This is a genomic window from Variovorax restrictus, from assembly GCF_051216715.1.
GTDB lineage: Bacteria > Pseudomonadota > Gammaproteobacteria > Burkholderiales > Burkholderiaceae_C > Variovorax.
Map to the genome: position 1 here is coordinate 2608444 of NZ_JBPJZH010000001.1, position 19439 is coordinate 2627882.

The 19439-nt window shown below is 68.0% G+C and carries 18 protein-coding genes; 7 read left to right on the forward strand and 11 right to left on the reverse strand.

The genetic code is table 11. From position 1 onward, the window contains the following. Positions 1-40: 40 nt before the first annotated feature. Entirely contained in the window at positions 41-352 is a 312-nt protein-coding gene (locus ACSFA0_RS12325) for a phosphopantetheine-binding protein (protein ID WP_435450457.1), read from the reverse strand. Positions 353-454: 102 nt separating this feature from the next. Between ACSFA0_RS12325 and ACSFA0_RS12330 the strand changes: the two genes are divergently transcribed. Continuing rightward, complete coding sequence (locus ACSFA0_RS12330) at positions 455-1978, forward strand: helicase HerA-like domain-containing protein (RefSeq protein ID WP_435450458.1); 1524 nt, start codon at positions 455-457, stop codon at positions 1976-1978. 22 nt (positions 1979-2000) lie between these two features. Beyond that, positions 2001-2534 carry a GAF domain-containing protein gene (locus ACSFA0_RS12335; protein ID WP_435450459.1) on the forward strand — a complete coding sequence of 178 codons (534 nt, stop codon included), beginning with the start codon at positions 2001-2003 and terminating at the stop codon, positions 2532-2534. Here the strand turns inward: ACSFA0_RS12335 and ACSFA0_RS12340 are convergent. The 7 genes from ACSFA0_RS12340 to ACSFA0_RS12370 form a co-directional block, all read right to left on the reverse strand. Then, positions 2510-4012 (reverse strand): sensor histidine kinase, encoded by a 1503-nt coding sequence (locus ACSFA0_RS12340; RefSeq protein WP_435450964.1) that lies wholly within the window; start codon positions 4010-4012, stop codon positions 2510-2512. The two genes, ACSFA0_RS12335 and ACSFA0_RS12340, sit on opposite strands and share 25 nt — an antisense overlap. A gap of 92 nt (positions 4013-4104) precedes the next feature. Continuing rightward, the gene (locus ACSFA0_RS12345; RefSeq protein WP_435450460.1) at positions 4105-4986 is read right to left on the reverse strand and encodes an alpha/beta fold hydrolase; all 882 of its coding nucleotides are present in this window, start codon (positions 4984-4986) and stop codon (positions 4105-4107) included. Beyond that, positions 4983-6047: a branched-chain amino acid ABC transporter permease gene (locus ACSFA0_RS12350; RefSeq protein WP_435450461.1), complete on the reverse strand. Its 1065-nt coding sequence runs from the start codon at positions 6045-6047 to the stop codon at positions 4983-4985. Before ACSFA0_RS12350 ends, ACSFA0_RS12345 begins: the two co-directional genes overlap by 4 nt. Beyond that, entirely contained in the window at positions 6044-7030 is a 987-nt protein-coding gene (locus ACSFA0_RS12355; protein WP_435450462.1) for a branched-chain amino acid ABC transporter permease, read from the reverse strand. Before ACSFA0_RS12355 ends, ACSFA0_RS12350 begins: the two co-directional genes overlap by 4 nt. After that, entirely contained in the window at positions 7027-7752 is a 726-nt protein-coding gene (locus ACSFA0_RS12360) for an ABC transporter ATP-binding protein (RefSeq protein ID WP_435450463.1), read from the reverse strand. Before ACSFA0_RS12360 ends, ACSFA0_RS12355 begins: the two co-directional genes overlap by 4 nt. Then, positions 7749-8513, reverse strand: a complete 765-nt coding sequence (locus tag ACSFA0_RS12365) for an ABC transporter ATP-binding protein (RefSeq protein WP_435450464.1) — start codon at positions 8511-8513, stop codon at positions 7749-7751. Before ACSFA0_RS12365 ends, ACSFA0_RS12360 begins: the two co-directional genes overlap by 4 nt. A gap of 7 nt (positions 8514-8520) precedes the next feature. Further along, positions 8521-9708 carry a substrate-binding domain-containing protein gene (locus ACSFA0_RS12370; protein WP_435450465.1) on the reverse strand — a complete coding sequence of 396 codons (1188 nt, stop codon included), beginning with the start codon at positions 9706-9708 and terminating at the stop codon, positions 8521-8523. Between the two features lie 354 nt (positions 9709-10062). Between ACSFA0_RS12370 and ACSFA0_RS12375 the strand changes: the two genes are divergently transcribed. Beyond that, positions 10063-10647, forward strand: coding sequence for a BPSL1445 family SYLF domain-containing lipoprotein (locus tag ACSFA0_RS12375; RefSeq protein WP_435450466.1), 585 nt, complete (start codon positions 10063-10065; stop codon positions 10645-10647). 57 nt (positions 10648-10704) lie between these two features. Here the strand turns inward: ACSFA0_RS12375 and ACSFA0_RS12380 are convergent, their stop codons facing one another. Genes ACSFA0_RS12380 through ACSFA0_RS12390 form a run of 3 tightly spaced genes read right to left on the reverse strand, consistent with a single transcriptional unit; the run spans position 10705 to position 12844 of the window. Beyond that, positions 10705-12264 carry a sigma-54 interaction domain-containing protein gene (locus tag ACSFA0_RS12380; protein ID WP_435450467.1) on the reverse strand — a complete coding sequence of 520 codons (1560 nt, stop codon included), beginning with the start codon at positions 12262-12264 and terminating at the stop codon, positions 10705-10707. Beyond that, positions 12261-12644, reverse strand: a complete 384-nt coding sequence (locus ACSFA0_RS12385; protein ID WP_435450468.1) for a type II toxin-antitoxin system VapC family toxin — start codon at positions 12642-12644, stop codon at positions 12261-12263. The genes ACSFA0_RS12380 and ACSFA0_RS12385 overlap by 4 nt, the downstream gene beginning before the upstream one ends. After that, positions 12641-12844: a type II toxin-antitoxin system VapB family antitoxin gene (locus tag ACSFA0_RS12390; protein ID WP_435450469.1), complete on the reverse strand. Its 204-nt coding sequence runs from the start codon at positions 12842-12844 to the stop codon at positions 12641-12643. Before ACSFA0_RS12390 ends, ACSFA0_RS12385 begins: the two co-directional genes overlap by 4 nt. A 121-nt stretch (positions 12845-12965) precedes the next feature. Here ACSFA0_RS12390 and ACSFA0_RS12395 point away from each other — a divergent pair, with 121 nt between their 5' ends. Genes ACSFA0_RS12395 through ACSFA0_RS12410 form a run of 4 tightly spaced genes read left to right on the forward strand, consistent with a single transcriptional unit; the run spans position 12966 to position 19400 of the window. Continuing rightward, complete coding sequence (locus ACSFA0_RS12395) at positions 12966-13682, forward strand: TetR/AcrR family transcriptional regulator (protein WP_435450470.1); 717 nt, start codon at positions 12966-12968, stop codon at positions 13680-13682. After that, positions 13679-15187 (forward strand): efflux transporter outer membrane subunit, encoded by a 1509-nt coding sequence (locus tag ACSFA0_RS12400; protein ID WP_435450471.1) that lies wholly within the window; start codon positions 13679-13681, stop codon positions 15185-15187. Before ACSFA0_RS12395 ends, ACSFA0_RS12400 begins: the two co-directional genes overlap by 4 nt. Beyond that, positions 15184-16341 (forward strand): efflux RND transporter periplasmic adaptor subunit, encoded by a 1158-nt coding sequence (locus ACSFA0_RS12405; protein WP_435450472.1) that lies wholly within the window; start codon positions 15184-15186, stop codon positions 16339-16341. The genes ACSFA0_RS12400 and ACSFA0_RS12405 overlap by 4 nt, the downstream gene beginning before the upstream one ends. Further along, positions 16338-19400 (forward strand): efflux RND transporter permease subunit, encoded by a 3063-nt coding sequence (locus ACSFA0_RS12410; RefSeq protein WP_435450473.1) that lies wholly within the window; start codon positions 16338-16340, stop codon positions 19398-19400. The genes ACSFA0_RS12405 and ACSFA0_RS12410 overlap by 4 nt, the downstream gene beginning before the upstream one ends. Positions 19401-19439: the final 39 nt, after the last annotated feature.

Below are 19439 nucleotides of genomic sequence, written 5' to 3' on the forward strand. Positions count from 1 at the left end.
TGGGCTTCAGGCGCCGCAGGCGCTTCGGGGGCGTTCCACTTCAAGCAGTCGTGCGGTTCGCCGCAACGTGGGTCGCGAGGGTGCGCAGCGATTGAAAAATCTGCTGGTTGCGTTCGTCGTCCGAGCGCAGCTGGAAGCCATAGCGGCGCGAGACTTCGAGGGCCACTTCCAGGATGTCGATGGAGTCGAGGCCGAGGCCCTCGCCATACAGCGGCGCGTTCGGGTCGACCTCGGCGGGGGCCACCTCGAGATTCAGGGATTCGACCAGCAAGGTGGCGAGTTCGAGTTCGAGCGGCGATTGTTCAGCGCTGGCGCCATCGGCGGAAAGAGGGGTGGGGGTGGTCGATGACAAAGGAACTCCTGGAACTTTTTCACGAAACGTGTGCCTGAGGCCGCGAATTATAGGAGGGGGTCTTGGATAGACTGCCGCCTTCGACATGTTCCCGGAGCCCCCATGGCCGACCCTCTGCTCATCGCCCGCCACGACGCGACCGAGTGCTTCCTGCTGCCGAACCTGACCAACCGCCACGGCCTCATCACCGGGGCCACCGGCACCGGCAAGACGGTGACGCTGCAGACCCTCGCCGAGCAGCTCTCTGGCATCGGCGTGCCGGTATTCATGGCCGACGTGAAGGGCGACCTCACGGGCATCAGCCAGGCTGGCCAGATCGGTGGCAAGCTGGCCGCGACGCTGAAGGAACGCGGCATCGAGGCGCCCGCCCCCCTCGCCTGCCCGGTCACGCTGTGGGACGTGTTCGGCGAACAGGGCCACCCGGTGCGAGCCACCGTCTCCGACATGGGCCCGCTGCTGCTGGGCCGCATGCTCGACCTCAACGAGACCCAGGCCGGCGTGTTGAACCTGGTCTTCAAGGTGGCGGACGACAGTGGCCTGCTGCTGCTCGACCTGAAGGACCTGCGCGCCATGCTGCAGCACGTGGGCGACAACGCGAGCCAGTTCACCACCGAATACGGCAACATCAGTGCCGCCAGCGTGGGCGCCATCCAGCGCGGCCTGCTGCAGATCGAGAGCCAGGGCGGGGACAAGTTCTTCGGCGAGCCGATGCTCAACATCCAGGACTTCATGCAGACGGTTGGCGGCAAGGGGGTCATCAACATCCTCACCGCCGACAAGCTGATGAACTCGCCGCGGCTGTACGCGACCTTCCTGCTGTGGATGCTGTCGGAGCTGTTCGAGCAGCTGCCCGAGATCGGCGACCCCGACCAGCCCAAGCTGGTGTTCTTTTTCGACGAGGCCCACCTGCTGTTCAAGGACGCGCCCAAGGCGCTGGTCGAGCGCATCGAGCTGGTCGTGCGACTCGTTCGGTCCAAGGGCGTGGGCGTGTTCTTCGTCACGCAGAACCCGCTGGACATTCCCGACACGGTGCTCGCGCAGCTGGGCAACCGGGTGCAGCACGCGCTGCGTGCCTTCACCCCGCGCGACCAGAAAGCGGTCAAGGCCACTGCCACCACCATGCGTCCGAAGCCGGGGCTGGACATCGAGGCCGCCATCACCGAACTGGCCGTGGGCGAGGCGCTGGTGAGCTTCCTCGATGCCAAGGGCCGACCGAGCATCACGGAACGCGTGTTCGTCCTGCCGCCGGGCAGCCAGCTCGGCCCGATCACGCCGGCGCAGCGCCAGCAGCTCATCACGAATTCGCTGGTGGCCGGCGTCTACGAGAAGACGGTCGACCGCGAGTCGGCCTATGAAAAGCTCAAAGGCCGGGCCGAGAGCGCACCCGATGCGCCCGACGCGCCGGCCACGACGATCGGCAAGGGCGGCAGCGCCAAGCCGGGTGCACCCGCCGAAGGCGGCTTCCTCAACGACCTGCTGTTCGGCTCGACCGGCCCGCGCGGCGGCAAGCGCGACGGCCTGGTGCAGACCATGGCGAAATCGGCGGTGCGTACCGTGGGCACCAATGTCGGCAAGGAGATCCTGCGCGGCGTGCTGGGGGGCATCTTCGGCGCGAAGAAGCGCTGACCTTTCTGGAGAACGCGAACCGATGGACACCACTTTCGAAAGAGAGCTGCAGCAAGTCGCCGTCGTGACGGCCGACATGGACCACGCGCGCGTCGACCGGTCGGTGCGCGAGGTGCTCAAGCTCATGCGCGAGCATCTGGCCATGGAAGTGGCCTTCGCCTCGCACTTCCGTGATGGCCACCGGTTTCTTTGGCGGGTCGAGGCGGACGACCCGTACTGGCAGAGCGCCGAGGGCAGTTCAGACGCGCTGGAGCGCAGCTTCTGCCAGCGCGTGGTGGATGGCCGATTGCCACAACTTGTCACCGACGTGCGCAAGCTGCCCAACTTCCGGGAACTGCCCGAAACCGCAGTGCCGATCGGCGCCCACCTGAGCGTGCCGATCGTGCTGCCCGACGGGGCGATCTACGGCACGGCGTGCTGCTTCAGTTCGGCGCCGAACGACGCCTTGTCCCAACGCGACCTGAAGCGTCTTCAGATGGCGGCCGACATGATGGCCCGGCTGATCGCCAAGAGCCGCCGCAACGACGGCCTTCAACCCGAAGCCGTCGACAGCTGAACGCGTCGTGACGGCTCGGCTTCGACGTCGCTCAGGGTGAGCGACACGCGGGTGCCGCGCCCCTCGACGGAGTCGATCGAGACATGCGCGCGCAGCGCGTCGGCCAGCCGCGCCACCAGGGCCAGACCGATGCCCAGGCCATCCGGCGCAAGCTGGCTGCCACCGTCCGCGCGGAAGAATTCCTGGAAAACCTTGTCGATCTGCCGGGCCGGGATGCCGATGCCCTGGTCCCAGACCTCCACCCGCACCTTGTCGCCGGCGGGCCGCACGGCCAGCAGCACCTTTCGGCCCGGCAGGGTGTACTTGATCGCATTCGACAGAACGTTCCCGATCATCCGCTTGAGCCGGACCTCGTCGGTCTGGAGCACGGCGTCTCGCACCCGCACGCGCAGGGTCAGACCCTTGGCAGCCGCGAGCGGCTCGTATTCCTCTTGCAGCGCCCGGATCACCGCGGCGACGGACACCGGCGCCACCGCCAGCCGCACCTGGCCGGCATCGAAGGCGGACAGGTCGAAGAGCGAATCGAAGAGCCGATTCACGACCTGCGCGGCACGGCCGATCTTCGGCGCCAGCTCGTTGTAGCTTTCCGGCTCGGCCTCCAGGAACTCGGCGTACAGGCCCATCGCGATCACCGGCTGGCGCATGTCGTGGGTGGCCGCGGCCAGGAACTTGTTCTTGGCGACCACCGCCGCTGTGGCCTCCTCCGACTTGCAGGCCAGGTCGTACTGCGCGCCGTACAACGCCGACTGGACGCGCAGCCCGTCGATCGACAGGCGACGCAGGAACCAGAACTGCGCGAGGCACAGCGGGATGAAGCCCAGCGCGCTCATCGGGTCGTTCGGACGCATGACGGCGGCGTAGGCGAAAAAGCAGAGGACGCACAGGAAGAAGGTCGACACGAACGCCTTCCACAGGACGGGCAGGATGGCCAGCCGCTGCGCGGCCCCGTAGATCAGCGCCGCCAGGACGGCCCAGCACGCGAACCCCCGGATCCCCTCGCTGCGTGCAGCGAACAGCAGCAACGACGATCCCCAGACCACGCCCATGGCCACGTAGAACGGCACCAGCCGCGCCAGGAACGCCTCCCGTGCCGGCCGGCCGCCGCGATCGACCGTGTCGACGAAATGCCGTGCGGAGCGGCGCCGGACATAGGTACCGATCAGCACCAAGGCGAGCCAGAGCAGCACGGCCTCGGACGGCGCGTAGGGCCAGCACATCGCCGCCATCGTCGAGGCCAGCAGCAACCCCAGGACGTGACGCTGCAACGCATCGTTCATGTACTGCCGGGTCAGGCCGCCATCGATCGCCTCGGCCCGGGCCTCCTGCGCACGACGTGCATCGGCGGCGCAGCGCTCGGCACCATCGCTTTCGCGCGGCTCGATCGAGAACGACGCACGCACCGGCGCGACCGACGAGGGGGGCTCTTCAGGGTGAAACAGCGCTGACGCAGGCGGATCGGCCAGGGAGGAGTCGGGCACGGGGGACAAGAAAAGATTGTTTCCGCATCCTAGGTGGCAGCCCCGCCCTCGGCAACCCGTTCCTTCACCCCCGCGCGCAAAGTTCGACTGTCCTACGTCGAACGACCTACAACCGCGCGAAAGAACGCCTCGATGGGCAGCAGATGCTCGGGCACATTGAGCGCCGGGGCGTGACCGCAGCCCGGCACCTCGATCACTTTCAACAGGCCTGCGGCGCCGGGACCGCGCGAGCGCATCTCGGTCACGGCCTGCGGCAGCACCAGGTCGGAGTCGACACCGCGCAGGCACAACACCGGCACGTCGATCGCATCCCAGTGGTTCCAGATCAGATAGTCGTTGTCGTGGGCGGTGAACTGCCGGACCATCGCCGGGTCGTAGTGTGGTGTCACGCGGCCGTCCGGAAGGCGGCGGGTCGAGGTCTCGGTGAGCCGCCGCCACTGCGCGTCGCTGAGCCAGCCGTAGGGCTTGTAGACGGTGCGGAAGAAGGCTTCGAGCTCGGTCACGGTGCCGAAGGCCGGCGGGTTGCCGGCGTAGGCCTTGATGCGTTCGACGGCCGCGCTCGCGAGTTCGGGCGCGTTGTCGTTGAGCACCAGACTGGCGATCCGCGCCTTCATGCGTGGCGCGAACAGGCCCGACGCGCAGACCGTGCCGATGGCGCCGCCCATCGAGGTACCGACCCAATGCACGCGGTCGAGCTGCAGTTCTTCGCACAGCGCGTCGGCGAGGCGAGCGTAGAACGACAGCTGGTACTCGTCGTCCGGCAATGGGCTCCACTGGCTCAGCCCGCGGCCGAGGGTGTCGGGGCAGATGACGCGGAAGCCCTGGCCGGCCAGATGATCGGCCAGCTCGTCCATGTCGCGCCCGGTGCGTGCCAGGCCATGCCATGCGATGACGGTGGCGCCCTCCTTCGGCCCCCAGTCCATCCAGTGGATTTCGCGGCCCAGCAGCTGCGCATAGTTCGAAGTGGGAGTCATCGCGTGGCCCTCGCCCGGAGTTTGCCGACGATGCCTGTCGGGAAGTAGTAGACGGACAGCACGAACAGCACGCCCAGCCACAGCAGCCAGCGGTCGGGCGACAGCAGTGCGGCGAGCCACGGCAAACCACTCGCCGCTTCGCTGCCGAGCTTGAGCAGGTCCTGCAGGTAACTCTGTGCGATCACGAACAAGACGGCGCCGATGGCCGCACCGTAGATCGTGCCCATGCCGCCGATCACCACGATCAGCAGCACGTCGACCATGATCTCGAAGCTCAGCGACGTGTCCGGCCCGTTGTAGCGCAGCCAGATCGCGAGCATCGCGCCGGCCAGCGTGGCGAACAGGGCCGACAGCACCGCGGCCGTCGTGCGGTAGACCACCACGCGGTAGCCGATGGCCTCGGCACGGAACTCGTTTTCGCGGATCGCCTGCAGCACGCGGCCGAAGGGCGAGTTCACGATGCGCAGCAACGCCAGCACCAGCACCACCGCCATTACGAACAGCAGGTAGTAGCAGAGCAGCCGGCCGTCGAGCGACACACCCAGGAACGGATCCTCGGCGAACTCGAAGCTCGGCGAGATTAGTTCGGGCAGCTTGAAGGTCAGGCCGTCCTCGCCGCCGGTGAAATCCGACAGCTGCGAGGCCAGCGTCTGGAATGCCGAGGCCACCGCCAGCGTGATCATCGCGAAGAAGATCGCGCGCACGCGCAGCGAGAACAGCCCGATGGCCAGCGCCAACACCAGCGACACGATCAATGAAGCGCCCAGGCCGATGAAAAGCGCATCCCAGCCCGCACCGAGCCGGCTGGCCGAGATCGCGATCCCGTACGCACCGATTCCGAAGAACATCGTGTGCGCGAAGCTCACGATGCCGGTGTAGCCCAGCAGCAGATCGAAGCTCGCGACCAGCACGATGAAGACCAAGATCTTGGCCGCCACGCTGAGCGCCTTGACGCCCGGAAAGATGAAGGGCGCGAAGGCCAGGCCGAGCAGCACGGCCAGCAGCAGCACCGCCAGCACGCGGCTGCGCGGCATGTCGTTGGAAAGGAGTCTTTTGATCATCGGCTGCTCGCCACGGGGTAGACCCCTTGAGGACGCCACAACAACACCGCCACCATCAGAAAGATGCTCGCGAACTGCGTGAGCGTCGGCACCAGGAAGCCGATGTAGTTGGTCATCAGCCCGACCAGCAGCGCGCCGATGAGCGCCCCGCCCGTCGACCCCAGCCCGCCGATGATGATCACGATGAAGATCAGCACGTTGACCTGCGCGCCCATCTGCGGGATCAGGTTCTGCTGGAACAGCCCCCACATCACGCCGCCCAGGCCCGCCAGCGCGCTGCCCACCACGAACACGCCGACGAAGAGCCGGCCGATGCGGTAGCCGAGCGACTCGACCATCTCGCGGTCCTGCACCCCGGCGCGGATCAAGAGGCCGATCTTGGTGCGGCCGAGCGTCCAGGCCAGCAGGCCGAAGACCACGAGGCCGACGGCCACGGCCAGCAGCCGGTACTTGCTGATCGCCGCGTCGGCCAGCAGGACCGAACCGCGCAGCGCCTCGGGCAGCGGCAGCGGGATTTGCGCCGGGCCCCAGATCACCTTGATCAGCTCCTCGCCGATGATCATGCCGCCCATGGTGATGAGGATCTGCTTCAGGTGCTGGCCGTACACCGGCCGCACGATGAAGCGCTCGAAGGCCAGGCCGACCGCACCGGCCACGAGCATCGCGACCAGCATGGCCGGGAACACCGCCACCAGGTTGCGCCACAGCTCGCCCGAGCCCGTCCAGTCGCCCATCAGCCCGAGCACGCTGCTCGCGACGAAGGCGCCCAGCGCGATGAACACGCCGTGGCCGAAGTTCAGCACGTCCATCAGGCCGAAGATCAGCGTGAGGCCCGAGGCGATGATGAAGATGATCATCCCCATCGCGAGCCCCGCGACCGTGAGCGTGAGCCAGGTCGAGAGCGAGCCGGTGAGCGGCAGCGCGATGAGTGCGAGCACCGGGACCAGCGCCAGCGGCTTCCAGTCCAGATCGGAAGTTTTCATAAGGCCAGCCCCAGCAGCGACTGCTGCAGTTGTTCGTCCGCCGAGAACACGGCCATGGGGCCGCTGTGCACCACGCGGCCGTTGTCCATCACGGCCACGGTGTCGCCCAGGCGTTGCGCGAAATGGATGTTCTGCTCGACCAGCAGGATGGTCACGCCGCTCGCCTTGAGTTGGGCGAAGGCGTCGATCATGTTGTTGATCATCACGGGCGCAAGACCCTTGCTGGGCTCGTCGATGATGAGCAGCTCGCGCGGCTCGACGATGGCGCGCGACACGGCCAGCATCTGCTTCTGCCCGCCCGACAGCTTGCCGGCCGGGTGGTTCCAGAACTTCTCGACCGCGGGGAAGAGCTGGAAGATCCACTTCAGCCGCGTGTCGTCGATGGCGTCGGCGTTCTTCGCGCCGCGCGCGGCCAGCAGCATGTTCTCCTTGACGGTGAGGTCCGAGAAGATGCCCATGGTTTCCGGCACATAGGCGATGCCCAGCGCTGCAATGTCGGGGGTGCGCAGCGCGGTGATGTCCTTGCCCCCGAACTGCACCCTGCCCTGCGACGCATGCCACAGGCCCATGATCGTCCGCAGCGTCGTCGTCTTGCCCGCGCCATTGCGGCCAAGCAGCATCGTGAGCTCCCCCTTGGGCACGACGAGGTCGACGCCGTGGAGGATGTGGTACGCGCCGATGTGGGTCTGCACGCCTTCGAGTGTCAATAGCGCATCGCTCATGCGGCCTCCTTCGCCACGCCCAGGTAAGCCTCTTGCACGATCGGCGACGCGATGACCTCGGCCGGCTCGCCGTCGGCCACCAGCGCGCCGTTGTGCAGCACGATGATGCGGTCGGCCAGTTCGCGCACCACGTCCATCTTGTGTTCGACCAGGAGGATGGTCTTCGTCTTGTCCTGCTTGAGCTGTCGGATCAGGTCGAGGATGACCGGCGCCTCCGCCGCGTTCATGCCGGCGGTCGGCTCGTCGAACATGAAGACCTGCGGCTCCAGCGCCATCAGCAGCGCCACTTCGAGCTTGCGCTGATCGCCGTGCGGCAGGCTCGCCACCGTCGCGTGCTCCTTCGCCTTCAGGTTGATCTGCGCGAGCAGTTCGTCGGCCCGCGCGGTCAGCGCCGCATGGTCGCTCCAGATGCTCCACAGGTTCAGCCCTCGCCGGTGCGCGCCCTCGCGCGTCGCCTGCACCGCAAGGCGCACGTTCTCCAGCACCGTGAGGTTCGGGAACAGGTTGGTGAGCTGGAAGGCGCGGCCCAGGCCAGCATGCGTGCGCGCCGAGGGCGACAGGCCCGAGAGGTCGCGCCCATTGAGCGACACCGTGCCCTCGCTCGCCCGGAGCTGCCCCGAGATCAGGTTGAAGTAGGTCGTCTTGCCCGCCCCGTTCGGTCCGACGATGGCCGTCAACGTGCCCGGCGCGAAGGCGCACGAGACAGCGTTGACGGCCACGTGGCCGCCGAAGCGGATGGTGAGTCCGCGGGTTTCCAGCATCGGGCGATCAGCGCTTGTTCTTGATGGGGATGGCCATCTCTTCGGGCTTGATCTCGTGCACGAGCTCAGGCACGCCCCACGCGAAGGCCGGGTCCACCTTGATCTTGAAGTGGTACATCGACTGCATCGCCTGGTGGTCTTCCTTGCGGAAGGTCATGGTGCCCTTGGGCGTGTCGAAGCTCATGCCTTCCATGGCCGTGATGAGCTTGTTGGTGCCGGTGTCGCCGCCCGTCTTCTTCAGCGCCGTGACCACTGCCATCGCCGCCGAGAAACCGCCCGCGGTGAAGAAGTCCGGCGGCGTCTTGAACTGCTTGTAGTGCGCCGAGACCAGCGCCTCGTTCACCGGGTTCTTCGGAATGCCGAAGTAATAGTAGGTCGCGCCTTCCATGCCCGGCAGGCTCTTGTAGGCCGCCATGGCGGGCAGGATGTTGCCGCCGGTCGCGATCTCGATGCCGTAGCGCTTCAGATCGAGGTCGACGATCTTGAAGGGGTTGCCCGCACCGGCCCAGACGATCCAGATGATCTTGCGGCCCGGCTGGTCTTTCAGCTTGTCGATCAGGCGTTGCGCACCGGCAGTGAAGTCGGTGGTGGCCGGCGGCAGGTATTCCTCGTGGGCCAGCTTGGCTTTCTTCAGCGCCGCGCCGAAGGCCTTCACGCCGTCGCGGCCGAAGGCGTTGTCCTGGGCCAGCGTCGCCACCGTGACGCCCGCCTTGTCGATGGCCACCGCGTTGCTGATCGCGTCCTGCGACGAGTTGCGACCGGTGCGGAAGATGTACTTGTTCCACTTGTCGCCGGTGATCGAATCGGCCACGGCCGGCTCGACGATCAGCACCTTCTTGTACTCCTCGGCGACCGGCAGCATGGCCAATGCGACGCCCGACGCGGTCGGGCCGACGGCCAGCGCGGCCTTGTCGTCGGAGTACGCGGCCGCCAGCAGCGATTTGCCGAGGTCGGGCTTGCCCTGGTCGTCCTTCTCGATGACCACCAGCTTCTTGCCGTTGACCATCATCGTGCCGCCGGTGGCGTACTCGAGGCCCATCATCAGACCGGTCTGCGTCTGCTTGCCGTAAGCCTCGAGTGCGCCGGTCTTGCTGTAGACGTGGGCGATGCGGATCTCGTTGGACTGCGCGAGCACGGGTGCAGCAGCGCAGGCGGCCAGGGCTGCGACCGCGATGATGTGGCGACGTTGGATCATGGATGTCTCCTGTTGGTGTATGGCTGAATGTTGCACAGTCCATGCCAGGCGGGTTCAGCGTTGATCTGCAAAGGGTTTCTCTCTGAGCGCCCGATGAAAGCCTCGAACGCAGACACGTTGAGTGCCTGTAATTCAGGCATTTGTCTGCTTTTCGTTCAGGGTTTTCCAGGGCGTAGGACGTGCGGCCTGCCTTGCGCTCTCCTTCGCCTGACATCGCGTAGGCCGCCGCCGTCTCTGGAGTTTTCGACCGTTTTGCGGACGTAGCATCGGTTCCGGTCTGATCCACGGCACGACGCAGATGCATCGGTGGCCATGGGTCGGAACCCTATTTATTCAGAGAAGAGGACACCCATCATGAACACGCAAAAGTTCCGCACCCTTGCCACCATCACCGCCGTCGCTGCGGCCAGCGTCCTGTTCGCCGGCTGCACCACCACCCGCCCGGGTGACAGCGGCACGTCGTCGTCGTCGCGCACCTCCATCGACGCGCAAGTCGACGCTTCCCTGTCGAAGCTGTACCAGACCGTCCCCGGCTCCCGCGAAATGGTGGGTAAGGCCGCCGGCGTGCTGGTGTTCCCATCGGTGGTCGGTGCCAGCCTCGGCGTCGGTGCCGAATACGGCCGTGGCGCGCTGCGCACCGGCGGCCGCACCCAGGCTTACTACAGCACGACCGCTGGCTCGATCGGCTTCCAGGCTGGCGCTCAGTCCAAGGCTGTGATCTATGTGTTCAACACGCAGGAATCGCTGGCCAAGTTCCGCAACAGCAAGGGCTGGACGGCCGGTGCCGATGCCACCGTGGCCGTCGCCAACATCGGTGCCAACGGCGCCGTCGACACCAACACCGTGCGTCAGCCGGTCGTCGGCTTCGTCCTGACCAACGTGGGCCTCGAGGCCGGCGTGTCGGTGTCGGGCGCGAAGATCACCGAAATCAGCCTGTAAGCTTCACCGCTCCCAAAACGGCCTCGCTTTTGCGAGGCCGTTTTTGTTTGTGGCGCACTACTCGCTGGCGAGGTTCATCCGGTCGTACAAGGTCGCCCGGGAAATGCCGAGCAGCCGCGCCGTCGCCAGCTTGTTGCCGCCGGTGCGGGCGAGCGCCGCGGCGATGGCGCGAGCCTCCAGCTCGGCAATCTGCTCAGCCATGGGGCGCAAAAGACGGCTTCGGTCGGCGTCTTCGCCCACCGGGATCGATGGCTCCGGCGCGGCGATCTGCTCCAGGCCCGTTTCGGCCAGCACGCGCTTCACCTCGGCCGCATCGATGCGTGTCGAATCGCTGCGCATCGCCAGTTGCTCCAGCACGTTGCGCAGCTCCCGGGTGTTGCCGCGCCAGTGCTGGGCCGCGAGCAGGGCCAGCGCATCGGGCAAGAGCTCCGGCGGGGCCTCGCCGCTGCGCTGGGCCATGTCCTCGCCCAAGGCCTCGATCAGCGCCGGGATGTCGCTGCGCCGCTCGCGCAGCGGCGGCACGCGCAGCGGCAGCACGTTGAGGCGGTAGTACAGGTCTTCGCGGAAGCGCCCGTCGCGCACCAGCGCCGGCAAGTCGCGCGAGGTCGCCGCGATCACGCGCGCATCGAAAGGCACCACCTTGTTCGAGCCCAGCGGCTCGATCTCGCCTTCCTGAAGTGCACGCAGCAGCTTGGATTGCAGGGCGAGCGGCATGTCGCCGATCTCGTCGAGGAAGAGCGTGCCGCCGTCGGCCAGCTTGAACTTGCCTTCGCGCCCCTTGCGGTCGGCGCCGGTAAAAGCACCCGGCGCGAAGCCGAAGAACTCGGCTTCGAGCAGCGTGTCGGGCACGGCCGCGATGTTCAAGCTCACGAAAGGGCCGTCGGCGCGCGTCGATGCGGCATGGATGGCGTGCGCCAGCAGTTCCTTGCCGGTGCCGGTCTCGCCCAGCAGCAAGACCGGGCTAGACGACTGCGCGGCGCGGCGCGCATGGCGCTTCACGTCGACGGCCGCCGGGCTGCTGCCGATGAAGCTGGCGAAGGTGTGCTTGGCGCGGCGCTGGCCGTCGACCGCGGCCAGTTTCCACAGCGGGTGGTTGCGCTGCGTGGCCAGCTCGCGGCGCGCATCGTCGAGGTCGCGCTGCAGCATCGCGAACTTGCTGATGAGCGGTTGCAGCGTGGTTTCGGGATGGTCGAACAGCACGATGCCGATGGCGCCGATCACCTCTCCCAGTTCCGGGTCGCCTTGCGCACCCGCCACTTCCGCGTGGAGCGGGATGCGGCTGACGACGAAGGTGCCGGCCTTGTTGGTCAGCAGGTCGATGAGGATCGGCTTGCCGCTCTCGAGCACCTCGCGCATCTGCGTGTTGTGGATCACCTCCTCCACCGGCCGCCCGACGAAATCGTCGACCGACGCGAACCCCAGCGCCGGCAGGAAGCGCTTGTAGCCCTCGTTCACCCACACGATGCGGCCGCTGCGGTCGACCAGGAACATGCCCTGGCTGATGCTGGAGAAGAGATGAAACATCGAGCGCGCGGCGAGCGCGAGGATGCCCTGGGCGTCCAGAGGGAGTGCGGAGGCCGTCGCGCCGCTGCCCTGCGTCTTTGAGGCATCAATCATGGCGCCACGCTCGGCCGGTGCAACACGCCGAAGCGGCCGGCCAGTTCGGCCAGTCGCCTGTCGAGCGTCCACAGCGCCACGTCCCCGGTCAGCAAGGTCGATGCGAGCAGCGTGATGTCGACCAGCCCGCATCCCAGGCCAAACAGTTGCTCTCGCTCCACGAAGGCGACGACCTCTCGCACGCTGGCCTGCTGCGCAGGCTCGAGCCGCCCGAGGTCGCCCAGGGTCCGGGATCGCGATGGCGGTGTGCCGCACGCGAGTTCGCCGAGAACCATCGGATGCATCATCACGCGGTCCAGACCGAGCAGGTCGGCGAGCGCATCGTTGTGGCGTCGAAAGTGATCCACCCAGACGGAGGTGTCGACCAGCACGCGCCTCACCGTTCGCGGCTCTCTCGGCGTCGCGGCACATCCGCCATCTGCGGCTCGGCGCCGCCCAGTGCGGCGAGGCGCTTGGCCGATTGCACCCGCACGAAGGTCTTGATGGCCTCGCGGAACAGGTCGCCCTTTTCCATGCCTGGCTCGGCGACCGCCAGGGCCTCCTTGTAAAGGACATCGTCGATGGTTACGGTGGTTCGCATGGGCATCCTTCATCAAATCTGATGCGATTTTGAATCACTTTTTGCACCCGAACAATCACCATGTTCCCGATGTACGTGCTAGTTCAATCAATCGTTTGATCTGTGGTCTAATCCGGCCGGCATGAAGACGTCCCCCAAACAGACCGCCTCGCCCTCGGCCACACCCGCCGAACGCGCCTCCCGCAGCGACGGCGCCGAGTCCCGCGAACGCATCCTCTACGCCGCCCTTCGCCTCTTCGCCGAGCACGGCTTCGCCAAGACCTCGACGCGCGAGATCGCCAAGGCGGCCGGCGTGAACATCGCCGCCATCAGCTACTATTTCGGCGACAAGGCCGGCCTCTACAGCGCCACCTTCAACGAGCCGATGGGCGGATCGGCGGGTGACCTGGTCCAGCTCTTCGGCGCGCCGGGGCTGGGCATCGCCGACGCCTTGCGTCTGTACATGGCGGCCTACGTCGAGCCGCTCAAGCACGGCGAGATCGTGCGGCAGTGCATGCGCCTGCACATGCGCGAGATGGTGGAGCCGACCAGCCTGTGGGCGGAGGAAGTCGAACGCGACATCCGCGGGCCGCACGAGGCGCTGGTGCGTGTCCTGATGCGTCACCTCGGCATCACGAAAGCCGACGACGATGTGCATCGGCTCGCGCTGGCGATCAACGGGCTGGCATTGCAGCTCTTCGTGATGCAGGACATGGTCGACGTGCTGCGGCCCGCGCTGCTCCGCTCGGCCGACAGCATTGACCGGTGGGCCGACCGGCTGCACCTGTACGCGATGGCGCTGGTCGATGCCGAAACGGCTCGGCGCGCCACCCTCCCTCCGAGAAGGAAAGCCCCATGAAGCCTCGATGCATGAATGCCCGTGCACGCCTGGCGCTGCTGTGCCTGCCACTCGCACTTGCTGCCTGCGGCGTGACACGCCCGCCCGCGGATACCGCCGCACCGATTCCCGCGCAATGGAATGCCCCCCTGCCCACCTCGCTGGCGCATGCCGGCTCGCTGCCTGCGATGGCCGACTGGTGGCGCCAGCTCGACGACCCGTTGCTGGTGACGCTGATCGAGGCCGCCCAGACCGCCAGCCCCACGGTGGCCAGTGCCGCCGCGCGCATCACCGAAGCGCGCGGCACGCGGGTGCAGGCCGGCGCGGCGCTGTTGCCCACGCTTGACGGCACGCTGTCGGCGCAGCGCAGCAACTCGCCGATCGGCGGCAGCAGCGGTTCGACCGGCGCCAGCACTTCGCTGCCAGCGGTCACGACCCTGCAGGCCGGCCTGCAGTCCAGCTGGGAGATCGACCTGTTCGGCAACCGTCGCGCCACCCGCGACGCGGCCGATGCGCGGCTGCGGAGCGCCGACGCCCGGTGGCACGACGCCCGCGTGTCCGTCGCGGCGGAGACGGCGAACCAGTATTTCGCCGAGCGAGCCTGCCAGCGTCAACGCGCTGTAGCCGAATCCGACGCACGCTCGCGCGGCGAGACGGCCCGCCTCACCGACCTGTCGGCCAAGGCCGGCTTCACCGCGCCTGCCGATGCGGTACTGGCCCGCGCGAGCGCGGCCGACGCGTCGGCGCGCCTGACCCAGCAGGGCGCGCAATGCACCGTGCTGCGCAAGGGCCTGGTGGCGCTGACCGGCATCGATGCCCAAGCGCTCGACCAGCAGTTGGCCACGATCTCCGCCGACCGCGCCCTGCCGGCGGTGCAGGCCGTGGCCAGCGTGCCCGCCCAGATGCTCGTGCAGCGGCCCGACGTGTTCGCGGCCGAGCTGGGTGTGGCCGCTGCCAGCGCCGAGGTCGGCGCGGCCGAAGCCGACCGCTACCCGCGGCTGACGCTGCAGGGCTCCGTTGCCGCGCTGCAATTGCGCAGCGGCGGCGCGAGCCAGAACCTGCAGACCTGGGCCATTGGGCCGCTGGCGCTGACGCTGCCGATCTTCGATGGCGGCACACGCGCGGCCAACGCCGAGAGCGCCAAGGCCCGCTACGACGAAGCCGTGTCGCAGTACCGTGGCAGCGTGCGCACGGCGGTGCGCGAGGTCGAGGAGGCGTTGGTGAACCTACAGGCGACCGACGCCCGCACCGGCGACGCCGACACCGCGGTGCAGAACTACCAGGCGTCGTTCGACGCCACGCAGGCGCGCTACCAGAGCGGCCTGGCCAGCCTGTTCGAGCTGGAAGATGCCCGCCGCACGCTCTTCGCCGCGCAGACATCGCGCGTCGCATTGCAGCGCGAGCGCGCCGAAGCCTGGGTGGCGCTGTACCGCGCCACCGGCGGCGGCTGGGCACGGCCCGGCACCGCCTTCGCCAACGAAACCTCTCCCTCTTCCGCACAGACGAAAACAGCGAAGACACCATGACCCGACGCCAGCGCACCCTCCTCCTCGCCCTCGTGGCCCTGATCGTCGTCGCCTTGCTGGCGTTCTGGCTGCTGCGCAAGCCGGCCGAGCCCGCACCGCTGACCGGGGCCGCACCGGCTGCAGCCAACGGCGCCGCACCCGCGCGCCCGGCCCTCACCGTGTCGGTCGCCAAGCCAGAGACCAGCGAGCTGAGCGTCACGCTCGCCGCCAACGGCAACGTCGCGGCCTGGCAGGAAGCCATCGTCGGCTCCGAGCTGAACGGCCTGCGGCTGGCCGAGGTGCGGGTGAACGTCGGCGACGTGGTCAAGAAGGGCCAGGTGTTGGCCGTGTTCTCTCCCGAGACCGTCAACGCCGACGTGGCACAGGCTCGTGCCTCGCTCGCCGAGGCCAAGGCCACCGCTGCCGATGCCGCCGGCAATGCCGCCCGCGCCCGCACGCTGGCGCAGACCGGTGCGCTGAGCCAACAGCAGATCAACCAGTACCAGACGACCGAGCAGACCGCCAAGGCGCGCGTCGAGGCGGCCGAGGCGGTGCTCGCTGCGCAGCAGGTGCGCGGCCGCAACACGCGGGTGCTGGCACCGGACGACGGCGTGATCTCCGCGCGCACCGCCACCGTCGGCAGCGTGGTCGCAGCCGGCACCGAGCTGTTCAGGCTGATCCGCCAGGGCCGGCTCGAATGGCGGGCCGAGGTCACCTCGGCCGAGCTCGGCCGCATCGCGCTCGGCACGCCCGCCACGGTGCAGAGCGCGAGCGGCGCGCAGGTGCAAGGCACCGTGCGCAGCATCGCGCCGACGGTCGACCCGCAGACGCGCAACGCGCTGGTCTATGTCGACATTCCCAACGTGCTGCAGAACACGGGCATCAAGGCGGGCATGTTCGCGAGCGGCGAATTCCAGCTCGGACGAAGCAACGCGCTGACGGTGCCGCAGGCCGCCATCGTGCCGCGTGACGGCTTCAACCACCTGTTGCTGCTGCAGCCCGACAACCGGGTGTCGCAGCTGAAGATCCAGACCGGCCGCCGCGTCGGCGAGCGCGTCGAGATCCTCACCAAGCTGCCCGCCGATGCGCAAGTGGTGGTGCAAGGCGCCGGCTTCCTCAACGACGGCGACCTGGTGCGGGTGGCGCCCGTGAATCCTGGAGTAGGCAAGCCATGAACGTCTCCGCCTGGTCCATCCGGAACCCGATTCCGGCCGTGATGCTCTTCGTGCTGCTCACCTTCGGCGGGCTGCTGTCCTTCAACGCGATGAAGGTGCAGAACTTTCCGGACATCGACCTGCCGACCGTCACCGTGTCGGCGGCGCTGCCGGGCGCGGCACCGTCGCAGCTGGAGACGGACGTCGCGCGCAAGCTCGAGAATTCGATCGCCACCATCCAGGGCCTCAAGCACATCACGACCAAGGTGCAGGACGGCGCGGCCACGCTGATCATCGAGTTCCGCCTTGAGAAGCCGGTGCAGGAAGCGGTCGACGACGTGCGCTCCGCCGTGCAGCGCGTGCGGGCCGACCTGCCGGCCGACGTGCGCGACCCGGTCGTCACCAAGCTCGACTTCGCGGCCCAGCCGGTGCTGGCCTTCACCATCGCGTCGGACAAGATGGATGCCGAGTCGCTCAGTTGGTTTGTCGACAACGACGTGACCAAGAAGCTGCTGGCATTGCCCGGCGTCGGCGCGGTCAACCGCGTGGGCGGCGTCACGCGCCAGGTGCATGTCGACATCGACCCGGCCAAGCTGCAGGCGCTCGGCGCCACCGCCGCCGACATCTCGCGCCAGTTGCGCCAGGTGCAGACCGAAAGCGCCGGCGGCCGCTTCGACCTGTCGGGCAGCGAACAGCCCGTGCGCACGCTGGCCACGGTGCAGTCGGCCGATGAACTGCGCAGCCTGCAGATTGCGCTGAGCGACGGGCGCCGCATCCGGCTCGACCAGGTGGCGCGCATCAGCGACACCATCGCCGAGCCGCGCGCCACCGCCCTGCTCGACGGCAAGACCGTGGTCGGCTTCGAGGTCGCGCGCAGCCGCGGCGAGAGCGAAGTGGCCGTGGGCGCCCTGGTGCAGAACGCGCTGGCCGAGATGCGCGCGCAGCACCCGGACATCCAGTTGACCGAGGCCTTCAACTTCGTCGACCCGGTGCAGGAGGAATACGACGGCTCGCTGCACCTGCTGTACGAAGGCGCCATCCTGGCCGTGATCGTGGTGTGGCTGTTCCTGCGCGACTGGCGCGCCACCTTCGTCTCGGCGGTGGCACTGCCGATGTCGGTGATTCCCGCCTTCATCGGCATGCACCTGCTGGGCTTCTCGATCAACATCATCTCGCTGCTCGCGCTGTCGCTGGTGGTCGGCATCCTGGTCGACGACGCGATCGTCGAGGTCGAGAACATCGTGCGCCACCTGCGCATGGGCAAGAGCCCGTACGACGCGGCGATGGAAGCGGCCGACGAGATCGGCCTGGCCGTGATCGCCACCACCTTCACGCTGATCGCCGTGTTCCTGCCGACCGCCTTCATGAGCGGCGTGGCGGGCAAGTTCTTCAAGCAGTTCGGCTGGACGGCGTCGCTCGCGGTGTTCGCGTCGCTGGTCGTCGCGCGGGTGCTCACGCCCATGATGGCGGCCTACATCCTCAAGCCCCTCGTCGGCGCCGAGAAGGAACCGCGCTGGCTGACGGTGTACATGCGCGCGGCCGAGTGGTGCATGAAGCACCGTCTGCTGACCATGGCCTTCGCCACGGTGTTCTTCATCGGCTCGATCGCCATGATCCCGCTGCTCAAGACCGGCTTCATTCCGCCGGACGACAACTCGCAGACGCAGGTCTACATCTCGCTCGCGCCCGGTGCGACGCTGGCGCAGACCTCCGCCACCGCCGAAGAGGTGCGCCGCCGCGTGATGGCGATCCGCCATGTGAAGAGCGTCTACACCACGGTGGCCGGCGGCAGCGCGGGCGGCGATCCGTTCGCGAGCTTCGGCACGCCAGAAACGCGCAAGGCCACGCTGACCATCAAGCTCGATCCGCGCGGCGACCGGCCGCGCAAGCAGGTGATCGAGAACGAGATCCGCGCCGCGCTCGAGTCGCTGCCGGGCGTGCGCAGCACGGTCGGCCTGGGTGGTTCGGGCGAGAAGTACATCCTGTCGCTGGCGGGCGAAGACCCGGCCGCGCTGACCACCGCGGCGCGCGCCGTGGAGCGCGACCTGCGCACCATCCCCGGCCTGGGCAACATCACCTCGACCGCCAGCCTGATTCGCCCGGAGATCGCGGTGCGGCCCGACTTCGCACGCGCCGCCGACCTGGGTGTGACCAGCTCGGCCATCGCCGAGACGCTGCGCGTCGCCACGATCGGCGACTACGACCAGTCGCTGCCCAAGCTCAACCTCGCGCAGCGTCAGGTGCCGATCGTGGTGAAGCTGGAAGACTCGGCGCGTCAGGACCTGGCGCTGCTCGAACGCCTGACGGTGCCGAGCGCCCGCGGCCCGGTGATGCTCGGCCAGGTCGCCACGCTCACGGTCGAGGGCGGTCCGGCCGTCATCGACCGCTACGACCGGTCGCGCAACGTCAACTTCGAGATCGAGCTGTCGGGCGTGGGCCTGGGCGATGCCAAGACGGCCGCCATGGCGCTGCCCTCGATCCAGAACCTGCCGCCCGGCGTGCGCGTCACCGAGGTCGGCGACGCCGAAGTGATGACCGAACTCTTCAACAGCTTCGGCCTGGCGATGCTGACCGGCGTGCTGTGCATCTACATCGTGCTGGTGCTGCTGTTCAAGGACTTCCTGCACCCGGTGACCATCCTGTGCGCGCTGCCGCTGGCACTGGGCGGCGCCTTCGTCGGCCTGCTGATCGGGCAGAAGGCGCTGTCGATGCCGTCGCTTATCGGGCTGATCATGCTGATGGGCATCGCGACGAAGAACTCGATCCTGCTCGTCGAATACGCCATCGTCGCGCGCCGCGACCATGGGATGAGCCGCTGGGACGCCCTGCGCGACGCCTGCCACAAGCGGGCCCGGCCGATCATCATGACCACCATCGCGATGGGCGCCGGCATGGCACCGATCGCGTTCGGCTGGAGCGCGGCCGATTCGAGCTTCCGCTCGCCGATGGCGATGGCGGTGATCGGCGGGCTGATCACGTCGACGGTGCTGAGCCTGCTGGTGGTGCCGGCGGTGTTCACCTACATCGACGACATCGAGCAGTGGATCCGGCGCACGGTGCGCCGGCTGCGCGGCGCGTGAGCAGCAGCCGCCGCGCGCGCGGCGGCTGCTGCTGCTGCG